The organism is Pseudomonas sp. GW821-FHT09H03 (assembly GCF_059415945.1).
The window spans coordinates 1-15,800 of record NZ_JBWKOF010000012.1; the positions used below are offsets into that span (position 1 = coordinate 1).

General features: G+C 59.2%; 15 protein-coding genes and 1 pseudogene. 7 read left to right on the top strand and 9 right to left on the bottom strand.

Annotated features, from left to right (window positions below; genetic code table 11):
* Positions 1–153 (top strand): annotated as a pseudogene (locus AC07OG_RS17800) (cupin); the annotation flags it as partial.
* A 73-nt stretch (positions 154–226) separates the two neighbouring features.
* Here AC07OG_RS17800 and AC07OG_RS17805 read toward each other — a convergent pair.
* Positions 227–994 carry an SDR family oxidoreductase gene (locus AC07OG_RS17805; protein WP_218424942.1) on the bottom strand — a complete coding sequence of 256 codons (768 nt, stop codon included), beginning with the start codon at positions 992–994 and terminating at the stop codon, positions 227–229.
* A gap of 182 nt (positions 995–1,176) precedes the next feature.
* On the opposite strand from AC07OG_RS17805, the gene AC07OG_RS17810 reads away from it, so the two are divergent.
* The 6 genes from AC07OG_RS17810 (at position 1,177) to AC07OG_RS17835 (ending at position 7,528) form a co-directional block, all read left to right on the top strand.
* On the top strand, positions 1,177–2,079 hold the full coding sequence (locus tag AC07OG_RS17810) for a LysR family transcriptional regulator (protein WP_495067632.1): 903 nt from the start codon (positions 1,177–1,179) through the stop codon (positions 2,077–2,079).
* A 370-nt stretch (positions 2,080–2,449) separates the two neighbouring features.
* Positions 2,450–2,869 carry an organic hydroperoxide resistance protein gene (locus AC07OG_RS17815; protein WP_495067633.1) on the top strand — a complete coding sequence of 140 codons (420 nt, stop codon included), beginning with the start codon at positions 2,450–2,452 and terminating at the stop codon, positions 2,867–2,869.
* Between the two features lie 32 nt (positions 2,870–2,901).
* Complete coding sequence (locus tag AC07OG_RS17820; protein ID WP_060543809.1) at positions 2,902–3,672, top strand: alpha/beta fold hydrolase; 771 nt, start codon at positions 2,902–2,904, stop codon at positions 3,670–3,672.
* 340 nt (positions 3,673–4,012) lie between these two features.
* The gene (locus AC07OG_RS17825) at positions 4,013–4,393 is read left to right on the top strand and encodes a hypothetical protein (protein ID WP_495067634.1); all 381 of its coding nucleotides are present in this window, start codon (positions 4,013–4,015) and stop codon (positions 4,391–4,393) included.
* A gap of 135 nt (positions 4,394–4,528) precedes the next feature.
* The gene (locus AC07OG_RS17830; RefSeq protein ID WP_218424945.1) at positions 4,529–5,887 is read left to right on the top strand and encodes an 8-oxoguanine deaminase; all 1,359 of its coding nucleotides are present in this window, start codon (positions 4,529–4,531) and stop codon (positions 5,885–5,887) included.
* A 126-nt stretch (positions 5,888–6,013) separates the two neighbouring features.
* Positions 6,014–7,528 carry a nucleobase:cation symporter-2 family protein gene (locus AC07OG_RS17835; protein WP_060543812.1) on the top strand — a complete coding sequence of 505 codons (1,515 nt, stop codon included), beginning with the start codon at positions 6,014–6,016 and terminating at the stop codon, positions 7,526–7,528.
* A gap of 134 nt (positions 7,529–7,662) precedes the next feature.
* Here AC07OG_RS17835 and AC07OG_RS17840 read toward each other — a convergent pair whose 3' ends face one another.
* The 8 genes from AC07OG_RS17840 to AC07OG_RS17875 all read right to left on the bottom strand — a co-directional run bounded on the left by AC07OG_RS17840 (position 7,663) and on the right by AC07OG_RS17875 (position 15,737).
* Entirely contained in the window at positions 7,663–8,409 is a 747-nt protein-coding gene (locus tag AC07OG_RS17840; RefSeq protein WP_495067635.1) for a 2-keto-4-pentenoate hydratase, read from the bottom strand.
* The gene (hydA, locus tag AC07OG_RS17845) at positions 8,406–9,842 is read right to left on the bottom strand and encodes a dihydropyrimidinase (RefSeq protein WP_495067636.1); all 1,437 of its coding nucleotides are present in this window, start codon (positions 9,840–9,842) and stop codon (positions 8,406–8,408) included. Before hydA ends, AC07OG_RS17840 begins: the two co-directional genes overlap by 4 nt.
* A gap of 110 nt (positions 9,843–9,952) precedes the next feature.
* Positions 9,953–11,086, bottom strand: a complete 1,134-nt coding sequence (locus tag AC07OG_RS17850; RefSeq protein ID WP_060543815.1) for a pyridoxal-phosphate-dependent aminotransferase family protein — start codon at positions 11,084–11,086, stop codon at positions 9,953–9,955.
* Between the two features lie 130 nt (positions 11,087–11,216).
* Positions 11,217–12,113: an allantoinase PuuE gene (locus AC07OG_RS17855; RefSeq protein ID WP_060543816.1), complete on the bottom strand. Its 897-nt coding sequence runs from the start codon at positions 12,111–12,113 to the stop codon at positions 11,217–11,219.
* Between the two features lie 54 nt (positions 12,114–12,167).
* The gene (locus AC07OG_RS17860; protein WP_060543817.1) at positions 12,168–13,037 is read right to left on the bottom strand and encodes a MurR/RpiR family transcriptional regulator; all 870 of its coding nucleotides are present in this window, start codon (positions 13,035–13,037) and stop codon (positions 12,168–12,170) included.
* Positions 13,038–13,073: 36 nt separating this feature from the next.
* Positions 13,074–14,309 (bottom strand): cysteine desulfurase-like protein, encoded by a 1,236-nt coding sequence (locus AC07OG_RS17865; RefSeq protein ID WP_495067637.1) that lies wholly within the window; start codon positions 14,307–14,309, stop codon positions 13,074–13,076.
* Positions 14,310–14,328: 19 nt separating this feature from the next.
* The gene (locus AC07OG_RS17870) at positions 14,329–15,063 is read right to left on the bottom strand and encodes an amino acid ABC transporter ATP-binding protein (RefSeq protein WP_060543819.1); all 735 of its coding nucleotides are present in this window, start codon (positions 15,061–15,063) and stop codon (positions 14,329–14,331) included.
* Complete coding sequence (locus AC07OG_RS17875; protein WP_180202993.1) at positions 15,060–15,737, bottom strand: amino acid ABC transporter permease; 678 nt, start codon at positions 15,735–15,737, stop codon at positions 15,060–15,062. The genes AC07OG_RS17870 and AC07OG_RS17875 overlap by 4 nt, the downstream gene beginning before the upstream one ends.
* Positions 15,738–15,800 lie beyond the last annotated feature (63 nt).

The following is a 15,800-nucleotide window of genomic DNA, read 5'->3' on the forward strand; positions in this document are numbered from 1 at the left end:
ACGGTCGATATGCATTACCGCGAGTCAGGCATCGAGCGTGTCGTGACGCTGGAGGTTGGCGACGTGTTTTTTGCCGGTGTTGGATGTGAACATGTTGCGCATCCTCGCGCACAAGCACGAATACTGGTGATCGAACGCGAAGGCAGCGTTTGAGTTCATGGCAAAAAACGCAGCCATTGCACCACCGACCAAATGCCCGAGGTCATGTGGTGCAATTTTCCCTGGGTCAGGTACGTGTAATCGAGACGCCACCATCCACCAGTGAGGCGGTGCCAGTGACAAAGGACGAGTCGTCCGAAGCAAGATACAAAACCGATCTGGCCAACTCTTGGGGCGTGGCGACACGTTTCAGAGCGTGCAAGTTGGTCACGTATGACTGCGCCTCAGGAGTGTCATTCATGCCGCGATACATGTCGGTGTCTACAGCGCCAGGCAGCACCGCATTGACACGCACGCCCTGGGGACCGAACTCCGCCGCCAGCGCCTGGGTCAGGCCGATGAGGCCGGACTTGCTTGCCGCATAGGCGGCCAACCCCGGGAAAGCAAAAGTATGGCCCACGAAGGTGGAGGTGAAGATGACCGAGCCGCCGCCATTTTTCAGCATCTGGGCAATCTGGTGCTTGGCGCCGAGGAAGGAGCCGGTCAGGTTGATTGCCAGGGTGTCCGTCCAACCGGCTTCGGAGACGTCAGTCGACGCGCCGCTTTCACCCATGATGCCGGCATTATTGAATGCAATGTCCAGGCGGCCAAAGCGTTCGACTGCCAATGCCACCAGCGCTTGGGCGTATTCCTCGGAGCGAACGTCGCCGGCCAGCGCCACGGCCTCGCCGCCCGCGCTTGAGATCTGGCTGACCAAAAGGTCCAGCTCGGCCTGTCGGCGTGCTCCAACGACCACCTTGGCCCCTTCAGCGGCAAACAGTTGTGCCGTTGCAAAGCCGATGCCTGCGCTTGCACCGGTAATGATGGCAACCTTGCCCTCTAGTCGCTTGCTCATTTGAATCTCCTGAAAAGTGTTTATCGGAAATAACTTACTGAGCCCAGTGTAGTAGTTGACGTATGTCCGGATAAGCAGGCAAATAGAGGAGCTTGTGTTCGGTATTATCGAACAATCAAGTGACGCCACCGGATTGGCCCGGTGACAGCACACACCGCAGGGGCGCCGGGGGACGAGGCTGTATGGTCAAGCTGGACGGGATTTCGAACTTTGTTGCCATAGCGGAAGCGGGCTCCATCAGCGAAGCCGCCAGAAGGCTGCACCTTTCAAAGTCGGTTGTCAGCGAACGGCTCGCGGCCCTGGAGCAAAGTCTTGGCGCACCGTTGTTTCATCGAACAACGCGCAAGCTCAGCATGACAGAGGACGGGATAGCGTTCTTCGAAAGGGCCAGCCGCATCGTTTTGGAGGTTCAAGACGCAGTCGCAGAGGTCTCGGAGCGCCGCGGCACGTTGAGCGGACCGATGCGGTTGTCTGCCCCGGTCACGTTTGGGCGCATGCACCTTGGCCCGGCGCTGTACCCTTTCTTGTCCAGGCATCCCGCAATTTCGCTCACGCTGGAGCTGGACGACCGACGAATTGACGCGGCGGCCGAGGGGTATGACGCCGTCATACGCCACGGTACGATCGAAGACTCCCGACTTGTCGCGTTGCCACTCGCCTCCAGCAGGCGATTTCTTGTGGCATCCCCGGACTACATCAAGCGGCACGGTCAACCGACGACGCTTGACGACTTGGGTGGTCACAAAGCCATTTACTACACCAATCGAAACGTTGCTGACTGGCGGTTTCCGGACTTGCGCCCGGATGCCTTCGTCCGGCCACCGGCTTCGTTGCGGGTCAACAACGGCGACATGATGAGAGATGCCGCGTTGGCCGGCCTGGGGTTGGCACTTCTGCCGAGCTTTATCGTTGGAGAAGACATCAAAAAAGGCACGCTCGTCAGGGTGGACGTTGGAAGTGAATCCGCAGAAGAAATGATTTATGTAGCGCACCCCGAGGGCCGCAGGGCCTCGAAAAAACTTCAAGCACTTGTCACGGCGCTACGCGAGGCTTTCGGCAGCCCGCCCTATTGGGATGTGGGTTGATACAAAGGGGGCTATTGGTTGCGTAACAGAGGGCAGTTCACGGATCTCCCTCCTGTACGTTTACGTGAATGCGCAACGCAGGACGACGACGCTGAGCCTCCAGCGCTAGCGCGCTGTTGAGCGATGACTGGCAGCGGCCTCCATCGCGCAGCTCGGCAAGCCCTCGTGGCCTCCTCATCCAAGATCCATAAAAACTCTTTCAAACAAAACCCTTTTAAATCAACAAGATAAAAATCCACTTAAAATTATCGCGCAATTTGTCTTGCGCACTAACTATTTGCGCGTTAAATTGATCCCACTTGCTTAGCGCACAAACATTTATCGCTAAAGACAAACCCCTTCAGTCAAAAAACGTAAGGAAAAAGCAACCATGAAAACTATCTATACCGCAGTCGCAACCGCCACCGGTGGCCGTGATGGTCGAGCTGTTTCCAGCGACAAGATTCTCGACGTAAAACTGGCTACCCCGAAAGAACTGGGGGGAGCCGGGGGTGAAGCCACCAACCCTGAGCAACTGTTCGCCGCCGGTTATTCGGCCTGCTTCATCGGCGCATTGAAATTCGTTGCAGGCCAGAGCAAACGCAGCATCCCTGCTGACGCCTCGATCACCGCCCAGGTTGGCATCGGTCAGATCCCTGGCGGGTTCGGTCTGGACATCGACTTGAACATCAACCTGCCGGGTCTGGATCAAGCAGATGCTCAAGCGCTGGTCGACGCAGCTCACCAGGTTTGCCCGTACTCCAATGCCACACGCGGCAACGTCGACGTCCGTCTGCACGTCACCGTCTAACTCCACGTCCCTTCCTCATTGGTAGATATCCCATGAAAAAGATTTTCTCAGGCTTGGCCATCGCTACCGCTCTCGCCACCACCTGCCTGGCCAATGCGGCTGACGTAAAGCCAACGGTGATTCTTGTGCACGGCGCTTTTGCTGACTCATCAAGTTGGAATGGCGTGGTGAAGATCCTGGAAAAAGATGGCTATCCAGTGATTGCCGCCGCCAATCCATTGCGTGGCGTTGCCAGTGATGCCCAGTCTGTTGCGAGCATCGTCAAAAGCGTCAAAACACCCGTTGTACTGGTTGGCCACTCCTACGGTGGAGCAGTCATTAGCGAAGCGGCTTACGGCGGTCAGAATGTAAAAGCCTTGGTGTATGTCGCAGCCTTCACGCCAGAAAAGGGCGAAACAGCGGCGCAATTGTCTGGACGTTTCCCTGGGGGAACGCTGGCCTCGGCCTTGGCAGCCCCTGTTGATCTTGCTGACGGCGGCAAAGATCTCTATATCCAGCAAGACAAATTCCACGACCAGTTTGCGGCTGACGTATCTGCCGCGGACGCTCGCCTGATGGCTGCCGGTCAACGCCCCATCACTGTTGCCGCGTTGAACGAGGCCGCCAGCGAGCCGGCCTGGAAAACCATTCCATCGTGGTTTGTTTATGGCGACAAAGACAAAAACATCCCACCCCAGGCCATGGCTTTCATGGCCGAACGTGCGCACGCCAGGCAAACAGTGGTAGTCGAGGGTGGTTCACATGTGGTGATGGTGTCCAACCCGGAGATTGTCGCCAGTCTGATCGAGAAAGCAGCACAATAAAGGCCACGGCTGCCGGGATTTTTACCCCCTGCAAACGAAAGGCCCGCACAAGCGGGCCTTTCGTTTGTTTAGAAATCCCTGCGAATACTCGTTTTTCATCACGATTGCTACTGCGTGGGCGAGCCGCTGTTTAGCGCATTACCACCACTCCCGAGACCGCCCATTCGCCTTTACGCGTCGATCCTCCAGCTTTCTACCGTATTTCCGTCACCGTTTTTCGCGCGCCCAGCGAGTGGCGTGGTACCGCCCATGAATGGCGTGTACACCACCTCGCTGGAATGGCAGCCAAGCTACCCATGAAATCCAGGCGCGCTTTTAATGTATACAATGCGATTTAATTGTGTTTACACTTTACCGCGCCTACGACATCGGTCATCGCCGCTGCGTATTGCGCTGGTCTCAAGCCATGGAACACTCGCAACTGCTCGCCCCCCTTGAGAATCTTCCAGCAATGCCGCTCGTCACTCACTTCGATGCTTGCCTGAGCTATCGAACGGTCGACGCATTCGTGTTTACCCCGTTCGCCCAGACCACCTGGAACATCCTCGCCCCCTTGACTGATGCCAGCATTGATTCAATGGGCGGCAGTGACCTGGCGGGCGAAAGCCTGTTGAAGTGCAAGGGTTTGCAGGGTCGCCTGGATCACCTACCCATTACCTCCTTGCGCCACTGCGCGGGGCAGTCGAGTACATGTGCCTCGCCAGTGTCCGTGCGTGTGTGACAGCACTGACCGATCCCGGCCACCCAGGAATTATCCCTACGCAGTGCCTGGTTGCAAGAGCTTCGCTCAAACCGAAAACCGGTGCCTGTAACAGCGTCAAGTTGAAACCAAACTCCAAGCAGGAAAGGAGCACGTATGCCTAAGACTCTATTGATCAAGAACGCCGAACTTTTGGTGACGATGGATGGTGAGCGCCGGGAGATAAAGCGCGGTGGCCTGTATATCGAGGACAATCTGATCAAGCAGGTCGGCCCGAGTGAAACGCTGCCGCAACAGGCCGATGTGATTCTGGACATGACTGGAAAAGTGGTCATTCCAGGACTGGTAAATACTCACCACCACATGTACCAGAGCCTCACCCGCGTAGTGCCGGCGGCTCAGGACGGCGAGCTGTTCAATTGGCTGAACAACCTGTACCCGATCTGGGCACGCCTGACGCCTGAAATGATTTCGGTATCGACCCAGACGGCGATGGCCGAGCTGATTCTTTCTGGCTGCACCACCTCAAGTGACCATCTCTACATCTACCCTAACGGCTGCAAGCTTGACGACAGTATCCATGCCGCCGAGGAAATTGGCATGCGCTTCCACGCTGCACGCGGAAGCATGAGTGTAGGCCGTAGCCAGGGCGGTCTGCCGCCCGACTCAGTGGTGGAGAAAGAGAGCGCCATCCTCAAGGATTCGCAGCGTCTGATCGAGCAATACCATGATGCCAGCCACGGTTCGATGCTGCGCATGGTCGTGGCGCCTTGTTCACCCTTTTCGGTGAGCCGCGACCTGATGCGCGAAGCAGCGGTGCTCGCGCGCCAGTATGGTGTGTCGCTGCACACGCATCTTGCCGAGAACGTCAATGACATCGCCTACAGCCGTGAGAAGTTCGGCATGACGCCTGCCGAATACGCCGAAGACCTGGGCTGGGTCGGCCCCGATGTCTGGCACGCTCATTGTGTGCAACTGGACCAGCACGGCATTGAACTGTTCGCGCGTACCGGAACCGGGGTCGCCCACTGTCCGTGTTCGAACATGCGCCTGGCCTCGGGAATCGCGCCGATCCGCAAGATGCGCGACCACGGTGTCCCGGTGGGCCTGGGCGTCGACGGTTCGGCCTCCAATGATGGCGCCAGCATGATCGGCGAAGTCCGCCAGGCGCTGCTGTTGCAACGTGTCGGTTTTGGCCCGGATGCAATGACCGCTCGCGAGGCGCTGGAAATCGCCACGCTGGGTGGCGCCAAGGTGCTCAACCGTAATGATATCGGCGCCCTGGCACCGGGCATGGTTGCGGATTTCGTGGCGTTCAACCTTGGCCATGTGGGCTACGCCGGCGCCCATCACGACCCATTGGCGGCGCTGGTGTTCTGCACGCCGACCACGGTAGACACCAGTGTGATCAATGGTCGTGTAGTGGTCAAAGACGGTCGTATCACGACGGTCGACCTGCCCCTGGTACTGGAACGCCACAATCAGTTGGCCCACCAACTGGTCAGCGGCGAGTGAAGGATTCATGCCGTTGCGCTCACCATTGAGCGCAACGGCGGGAAAACGGTTGCACCGACAACTCTTGGAGTGCAACTGAGACAGTGCTGTTAGACGCATGACAATAACAAAAGCGAGCTAATCACCATGACTTCTCCCGCTTCAACTCGTCCAGAGGACGAAAACCTCGGAATTGGCGCCAACCTGGCCTACGGTCTTCAGCATGTGCTGACGATGTATGGGGGCATCATCGCGGTGCCCCTGATCATCGGTCAGGCTGCCGGCCTTGCTCCCGCCGAAGTTGGTATGTTGATCGCCGCATCGCTGTTCGCCGGCGGCCTGGCCACCTTGCTGCAGACACTGGGCATTCCCTTCTTCGGCTGCCGCCTCCCTTTGGTCCAGGGAGTTTCCTTCGCCGGTGTCGCCACCATGATCACCATCATCGGCAATGACGGCTCTGGCGGGCTGCCAGTCGTGTTCGGGGCGGTAATCGCGTCGTCGTTAATAGGTCTACTGATCACACCGCTGTTCTCGCGCATCATCAAGTATTTCCCGCCGCTGGTGACGGGAGTTGTCATTACCACTATCGGGCTGACCCTGATGCCGGTGACGGCGCGCTGGGCCATGGGCGGCAACAGCCAGGCCGCTGACTTTGGCAGCACGTCCAACATATCCCTGGCGGCGTTCACGCTGGCTACGGTGCTGCTGCTCAGCAAGCTGGGAAGTGCCAGCCTCTCGCGCCTGTCGATTCTGCTGGCGATCGTCATCGGGACGCTGGTCGCGACAGCGCTGGGCATGGCCGACTTCTCCCAAGTGCTTGAAGGCCCGTTGGTCGCACTACCTGAAGTCCTGCACTTCGGCGCCCCCCAGTTCCATCTCGCCGCGATCCTGTCGATGTTGATCGTGATTATCGTGACCATGGTCGAGACCTCCGCCGACATTCTCGCCGTCGGCGCGATCATCGAAACCCGGGTCGACTCCAAACGCCTCGGCAATGGCCTGCGGGCAGACATGATTTCCAGTGCCCTGGCGCCACTGTTCGGCTCGTTTACCCAGAGTGCCTTTGCGCAGAACGTTGGCCTGGTCGCCGTAACCGGAGTGAAGAGTCGTTATGTAGTAGCCACCGCAGGCCTGATCCTGGTGACTCTCGGCCTGCTGCCGGTGATGGGGCGCCTGGTCGCAGCCGTGCCCACCGCTGTCCTCGGTGGGGCCGGCCTGGTACTGTTTGGCACCGTCGCAGCCAGTGGCATCCGCACCCTGGCCCAGGTGGACTATCGCAACAACATGAACCTGATCATCGTTGCCACATCGATTGGTTTCGGCATGATCCCGATCGCCGCGCCAGGTTTCTACCACCATTTCCCGACCTGGTTCGAGACCATTTTCCACTCCGGCATCAGCTCGGCAGCGATCATGGCCATTGCGCTCAATCTGCTGTTCAACCACCTGCGGGCCGGAAACTCCGACCAGCAGTCAGTGTTCGTCGCCGCCACCGAGCGCACTTTGCGCTACAGGGATATCGCCGCGCTCAACGATGGTGATTTCTTTCGCGATGGCAAATTGTTCGACTGTGACGGCAAAGAAGTGCCGATTGTGGAAATCGAAGAACACCATGAGCCTGCCCCGGCACCGCGTAAAAAGCGCCTTTTGCAGGAGCACTGATCAGCGATGAGCCAATGAAAGCGGCGCGCAGGCGTCGCTTTCGTTTCAGCAGTCGAGAAGTCCGAATCAGCCTGATTAGTCGCGCAGCCATTGGCGCTCTGTAAACAAAAACATCAGCAAGCCTTTGAAGTTCATCAAGTCGACAAGGCAACCCGCCCTGCCCCGGCAAACTCAACTTCCACTTGCACCCCGGCCGGCGCCCAGTAGATACCGGTCCAGCTACCAGTAGCCACCAAGTCACCGGCTCGCAAGGGTTTGCCCTGTGCTGCTGCATGACGCGCCAGCCACGGCAGGGAACTCAGCGGATCACCGAATGGATGGCTGCCAACGCCGACGAATGCAGGCTCTCCGGCTACCCGTAACGCCACCTGTTGCCTTGACCAATCCGGCATGTCCCCCAGCGTTTGCGGGGCACCGAGTACCAGCGCGCGGTTGAGTTGCTGATCGGCCAGCCGAAGCAATGGCGCGGCCTGGTCACCCTGCAGCCAGCGCGTGCCACACAACTCGATGCCCGGCATCCAAACATCGACCGCCGCATAGGCCGTGGCCAGATCAGTGTGCTCGTCGAGGTCGCGGGACAGGCGCACGATCAGCTCTCCCTCGATCCCGAAACCGAAGGCATCGCCCGGCGGAACCTGCCAACCCGACGGGTGTATTGCCATTGCCGGAACCCCGGCGGTGCTGATCAGCCCTCCGGGCGCGCCACCCAGTTTCCACGCCGCTGGCGGCGCGGAGGCGAACCAGCCAAGGGCATCCGCTACCTGGTGCTGCACGGCGTAGGCTTGGGCTTCGCTAGCCAGTTCCAGGGTTGGCAACGGTTGTTGGCGCCCCTCACGCCAAGCACGAATCAGGCTGGCGGCCACCTGCGCGACCGCACTCACAATGGCAACTCAGTCTTGCGTCGGCGCAGTTGCGCGGGTGCCGGGCGCTCGCACGGCAGAAACAGGCCGCGACCCGCCTCACCACGCGGCTCGCCGTCCCAGACCACCTCACCGCGAGACAGGGTCATGGCCGGCCATGCGCTCAGCGTCATGCCGGCGTAAGGCGTGTAATCGACGTTGTGGTGCAGCATTGCGTTGCTCAGGTGCACCGACTCACCTTCGTTCCAGATCACCAGGTCAGCATCAGCACCAATGGCGATGCTGCCCTTGCGCGGATACAACCCATACATCTTGGCGGCATTGGTAGAGGTCAGCGCGACAAAGCTTTGCGCAGTGATGCGCCCAGTGCGCACGCCTTCGGACCAGAGCAGCGCCATGCGGGTTTCGACACCGGGAATGCCGTTGGCGATCTGGTCGAACGACACCTGTTCACCGTGGGCCTTCTTGCCATCCGGGCCATCGAAGCGAAAGGGTGCGTGGTCTGACGAGAAAATCTCGAACGAGCCGTTCTCCAGGCCATCCCAGATCACCTGCTGGTTTGCGGCATCGCGCGGCGGTGGGCTGCAGATGCACTTGGCACCTTCGAAGCTGTCGTCACACCCCAGCGAGTCGGCGGTCAGGAACAGGTACTGCGGGCAGGTTTCGGCGTACACCTTCAGCCCCAGGCTCTGGGCCCAGCGAATCTGCTCCACGGCCTCGCGCCCCGACACGTGCACGATCAGGATCGGCACGTCCACCAGTTCGGCAAGGGCGATGGCACGATGGGTCGCTTCGCGCTCCACCAGCATCGGCCGCGACGCGGCATGGTAGCGCGGTGCAGACAGCCCGGCCGCCAGCAGTCGCTCGGTAAGCCAGGCGATGCAATCGCTGTTCTCGGCGTGGAGCATCACCATGGCGCCCTCACGGCGCGCAACCGACAACGTCTCGAGAATCTCCCGGTCGCCCAGCTTCAGCGCATCGTAGGTCATGTAGATCTTGAACGAGGTATAGCCCTCGGCAATCAAGGCCGGCAGTTCTTCACGCAGCACCTGGGGGGTGGGGTCGGTGACGATCAGGTGGAAGGCATAATCGATCACCGGCTTGTTACCCGCCCGACGATGGTAGTCATCGACGGCAGCGCGCAGGCTTTCGCCCTTCTGCTGGCAGGCGAACGGGATGACGGTGGTGGTGCCGCCGCAGGCCGCCGAGACCGTGCCGCTGAAGAAGTCATCGGCCATCACCGAGCCGTCGCCAGTCGGCTGGTCGAGGTGCACGTGGCTATCGATGCCACCCGGGGTGACATGCCGGCCTGCCGCATCGATTTCCTGGAGACCTTGCGCCAGGTCCAGGCCAAGGGAAACGATGCGCCCGTCGCGAATACCGATATCGCTGGTGAACGTGTCCGCGGCGGTTACCACGCGGGCGTTGCGAATCACCGTATCAAAAGGTTGCATACCAGCCCTACTCCAGAAGTAACCGGCCCCGGCCGGTCAAGCGGCGCATGTCTACGCCCGTGCTTTTGAACATGTCCGGGACCACGGTGGTAACGGTGTCGAATACCCGCTTAGCTAACCATCACCTCGTCCAGCGCCTGCTCGAGGGTGCTGACCGTGCGCTCGATATTGTTCAGCTTTTCGAGGCCGAACAGACCAATGCGGAAGGTCTGGAAGTCGGCCGGCTCGTCGCATTGCAACGGCACTCCGGCAGCGATCTGCAGGCCGTGATTGGCAAATTTCTTGCCGCTCTTGATGTCGGCATCATCGGTGTAGCTCACCACGACGCCAGGGGCCTGGAAGCCGGCTGCGGCCACGCTTTTGAAGCCTTTGCCGGTCAACATTGCACGCACCCGATCGCCCAGGGCCTGTTGTTCGCCGCGGACCTTGTCGAAACCGTAGGCTTGGGTCTCTTTCATCACTTCGTTGAATCGCGCGAGGGAATCGCTGGGCATGGTCGCATGGTAGGCATGTCCGCCCTGTTCGTAGGCCTGCATGATCTGCAGCCACTTTTTCAGGTCACAGGCGAAGCTGCTGCTTTGGGTCTGTTCGATGCGTTCGAGGGCCAGGGAACTGAGCATCACCAGGGCGCAGCACGGGGAGGCGCTCCAGCCTTTCTGCGGTGCGCTGATCAGCAGGTCGACTGCGCATTTGTGCATATCAACCCAGATCGTGCCCGAGGCGATGCAGTCCAGCACGAACAGGCCACCCACCGCATGCACGGCGTCGCCGACGGCCCGCAGGTAGTCGTCGGGCAGGATGATCCCTGATGAGGTTTCAACGTGGGGGGCGAAGACAATCTGCGGCTTTTGCGCTGCAATGGCTGCCAGCACTTCGTCCAGAGGCGGTGGAGCGTAGGCAGCCTGGCTACCGGTGTCGACCGGTCGGGCTTTGAGCACCGTGGTGGCCGCCGGGATGTTGCCCATCTCGAGGATCTGGCTCCAGCGATAGCTGAACCAGCCGTTGCGTATCACCAGGCATTGCTGGTCGGTGGCAAACTGTCGCGCCACCGCTTCCATGCCGAACGTGCCGCTGCCCGGGACCACCGCAACCGCCTGGGCGTTGTAGACCTGTTTGAGGGTCGTGGAAATGTTCTTCATCACGCCTTGAAACGACTGCGACATGTGGTTGAGCGAGCGGTCGGTGTAGACCACTGAGTACTCGACCAGCCCCTCAGGATCGATACTGGGATATAGCTTTGACATGGAGTGACTCCTTTGGCAGAGATGTCAGTGGTATCGACCCTGCCCTAAGCCTTGGCAAATGACAAGATTGCCCGGGATTGAATGGCGACTTCTGTCGAACGGCTGGCGCCACAGTGTGATTGCCACGCCATCAAGTTCGTTCAAGCCAGGCACGGGCGATTTCTTCGCGCGTAGCAAACCAGACACCACCGTGCTGCTTGGCATACTCGATGAATTGCTTGATCGCCCTGACCCGGCCGGGACGGCCCACCATGCGTGGGTGCAGTCCGATCGACATCATGCGCGGTCCTTCAGCCGACTCCTCATAAAGCACCTCAAAGCTTTCTTTCATGTACTCGAGAAAGTCCGATGCCTGCGACAGCCCCGGAGAGTTCCAGTAGCGGAAGTCGTTCACGTCAGCGGTGTAAGGCACAACGAGGTGGCGCTTGCCCTCGACCTCGACAAAGTAGGGAACATCATCGTTGTAGGCATCGGAGTCGTAGAGAAAGCCACCCTCCTCAGCGACCAGCCGACGGGTATTGACGCTGGCACCATACCGGCAATACCAGCCAACGGGGCGCTTGCCACAGGTGCGTTCGAAGGACTCGATTGCCAGGCGTATGTGTTCACGCTCCTGTTCTTCGGTCAGGCGAAACACTTCCTCCCAGCGATACCCGTGACTGCAAATCTCATGGCCGCCGGCAACGGCGGCGCGAGCAACATCAGGGTTCTGCTCGAAGGCCACTGCGCATGCATGAAAGGTCGCGCGAACCGATTGCTGGTCGAGAATATCCAGGATTCGCCAGATCCCGACGCGAGAACCGTACTCATACATCGATTCCATCGCCAGATTGCGGGTGCCGTCGGGTATTGAATAGCTGCCCCATTCGGTCATTGATTCCTGGTCCGGGTCGCCCATGGCGAGCGAGCGCTCGGAGCCTTCTTCGTAGTTGATCACCAGGCTGATGGCCAATCGTGCGCCATTCGGCCAGGAGCCTTGCGGGCGTTGTCTACCGTAGCCCACTAAATCGCGTGCAGGTGAAACCATCGGGATCTTCTCCTGAAGTGACGGGTTTTATAAGTACGGAGCGAAGGTAGCGGCTTAGCAGTCGATATCCTTCAGTCGGTCATGACTGGAGGTGCTGTCCGATTCCCACTCGCTGAAGGCAAGCCCCATCGCCAGGGTTTGCGCAATACAGAACGAAGCGGTGAGTGAACGAAAACCAAGCAGTTCGGCGTCGTTGACCTCAATCACCGTATCGGCCATCTGCCCGATAGGGCTCAGAACACTGTCAGTGATCGCCACCAACGTCACGCCTGCCTGGCGCGCCTGGCGACAAGCCTCGACAGTGTCACTGGCGTACGGCGGAAAGCTGATGGCTATCAACAAATCATCATTGGCAATGGCGCTGACCTGCTCGGGCAACGTGCCGCCGGCACCACTGATTTGCACGGTTCGCCGGCCCACACGACTCAACGCGTAGCTCAGATATGCCGCCACCGGAAAAGCACGCCGCATGCCGATAACGAAGGTCGTACGCGCGACTTGCAGATGGGCGATGGCGGCTTCTATATTGGCCTGCTCGCCGCCTTCGGCCAGGTGTTCCAGAGAAACGATATTGGCCTGGCTGAACTCACGCAGAATCGCGCCGACGTCACTCGGGTCCTCCAGCAAAGTTTCACCGCCATAGTGCCGAATACGTTCGCTGTGGGTGTCGGCAGCCTGTTGCAGCGGTGCACGGAACAGGCGCTGTAAATCCTTGAAACCCGCAAAGCCAAGGGCCTGAGCCAGCCGAATATAAGCGGAGGGCGCGATGTTTGAGCGCTTACCCAGTTCGGCAACCGTGTTGAGTGCGATCTCATGCGGGTTGTCGATCAGGAATCGCGCAGCATCGCGCAGACGACCGGTCAGTTGCTCGTGCTGGGACGCTATACAGTCACGCAGCTCTGCAAGGGTTTCAGGTAAGGCCATGATGAAAGCTCGTAAAATTAGAAGAGTGTACGCCCGTCAACGCAACGCATTGATTGCTTGATCCAGCGCGGCGATGAGGCGGTCGACTTCTTCCAGGGTGTTGTAATGCGCCAGCGACACCCGCACTACCCCGCCGAATCGATCAAGGCCAAGCGCCTCGATGAGTCGCCGCGCATAGAAGTCACCAAAGCGGATACCAATACGGTGCTCATCGACCTGGCGCACAATAGCCTCGGATTGAACGCCCTCAACCACGAAACTGATCGTTGGCACTCGATTGTGGGTTTGCGCCTTGCCAATGATGCGCACGCCTTCGCGCTGACGCAAAAATGCCAGCAAACGTTCGCAGAGCAAGTCTTCCTGCACTTCAAAGGCATCGAAAGCAGCTTGCATGCGCTTGCGTTCATTGCCTTCTGCGCCGATTCGGGTACTGATATCGAGCAGATAATCAGTGATGCCGATGCAGCCAAAGGACAACTCATAATTGACGTTGCCCGGCTGCAATTTGTAAGGCACCACGTCCTGGCCAATAAAGAAATGGTTAAGGCTCGGCAGCTCCAGCAGCAGGTAGCGACGCCCCCACAGCACAGCAAAGTGCGGACCGAAGGTTTTGTAGAAGCTATAGACGTAGAAATCGGCACCGCTGGCCTGTACATCAACCAGACGGTGTGGCGCATAAGCGACGGCATCCACGCATAATTTGGCGCCCGCTGCATGAACACGCCGCGCAACCTCGGCTACCGGGTTGACCGAGCCGAGAATATTGGAGGTGTGCGTCATGGCCACGTAACGGGTTTTGTTGTTGAGCAAAACCTGCAGGTCGTCCAGCTCCAGCTCACAGCTGTCGCGGTTGACCTGCCATACGCGCAAGGTCGCGCCACGGCTTTCGCAAAGCTTGACCCATGGGCCGATGTTCGCCTCGTGATCGCAATTGGTGACGATGATTTCATCGCCCTGGACAATTGACGGTGCGATGGCGCGACACAGTATTTGCAGCAAGTGGGTGGTCGAGCCGCCCATGATGACTTCTTCGGGATGCTCGGCGTTGATCAACTGCATGACGGAGTGACGAGCCTGCATCACTCGCTCGCCGGCGTCTACGGAAGGCTGGTAGGAAGCGCCCAGTTGCACGCTGTTGTTGAGCAGGTAATCAGTGACCCGGTTAGCGACGGCACCGAGTACCATCGAACCACCGGCGTTATCCATGTAGGTGTATCCACCGGCCAGACCTGGAAATTGCTTGCGAACGTATTCGATATCGAGAGGATTCACTCTACTTTCTCCAGCTGATTTAGTGGTGCAGGATGGCCTGCAGGAACGCTTTCGTGCGAGGTTCCTGAGGTGCGGTAAAAAAGGGTTCAGGGATGTTCTGCTCAACAATGCGTCCGCTTTCCATGAAGATCACCCGATCGGCAACCCGACGGGCAAAGCCCATCTCGTGAGTGACCACGACCATCGTGACGCCGGAGCGAGCGAGGTTTTGCATGACGTCCAGAACCTCGCCAACCATTTCCGGGTCCAGCGCCGACGTCGGTTCGTCGAACAGAATTGCGCGAGGTTCCATGGCCATGGTGCGGGCGATGGCAACACGTTGCTGCTGGCCGCCGGACAATTGGCTCGGGTATTTGTGTGCATGATCGCCCATGCCGACCTTCACCAATAATTCCTTGGCCCGTGCATGCGCATCACGCCGACTCAGGCCGCGCACCCGGATCGGCGCCAGCGAAACATTGTCCAGGACCGTGAGGTGCGGATAGAGGTTGAAACTCTGAAACACCATACCCACTTCGCTGCGGATGGCGGCCAGTCGCGGACCGTTTTCAACACGTTCGCCGGCCACGCGGATATGCCCTTTCTGGTAGTTCTCAAGCAGGTTGATGCAACGGATCAAGGTCGATTTACCAGAGCCGGACGGGCCCAGAATGACCACCACCTCACCTTCTTCGACCTGCAGATTGATATCGCTCAACGCTTTGAAGTTACCGTAGTACTTGTCGAGTTTTTCGATGTCGATCAACGTGCTCATGCGGTTTTTCCTCCAGAGGCGTTACGACGCTCAACCCAGCTGACCATTTGCACCAGCGGCAACAGCAGCAACAGATACAGCAAGGCGGCCCCTACCAGCGGCGTCGGGTTGGCGGCCAGCGCCTGTGCCTGGGTCGCCTGCTTGAGCAGGTCGGGCATGGCTACGACCGAGGCCAGAGCCGTGTCTTTCATCACGTTGATGCAATTGCTCGTCATCGGCGGCATGACGATGCGGATGGCCTGCGGCAACACGACATCGCGCATGGTGTTGAAGAAACTCATGCCTTGAGAAGCCGAAGCTTCGAACTGGCCACGGGGAATGGCCTCGATGCCGGAGCGAAAAATCTCTGCACTGTAGGCGCAGGAGACCAGCGAGAGCGCACTGGCGGCAGCCGCAAAAGACGACAGTCGAATGCCGACAAAAGGCAACGCGTAATAGATAAGGACGAGCAAAACCAGCAATGGAATGGAACGCATGATATCGATGTAGATACGTGCGAGCGCTCGGACAGGTGCGTAGGAGTACAACCGCAACAACGCCAGCAAAAGCCCACCCACCAGGCCCAGGGCGATGCTCACCACCCCCAGCAAAATGGTCACGCCCAGTCCACGCATCATCAGCGGAAGCGACTCGACGAGCACGTTCCAGTTAAAAAATGTCTGCAAAAGATCCATGGGATACCTCGGTCATTACAAGTGGCGAACAGGTGTCGCCACTTACATGCAGCATCGGCAGGG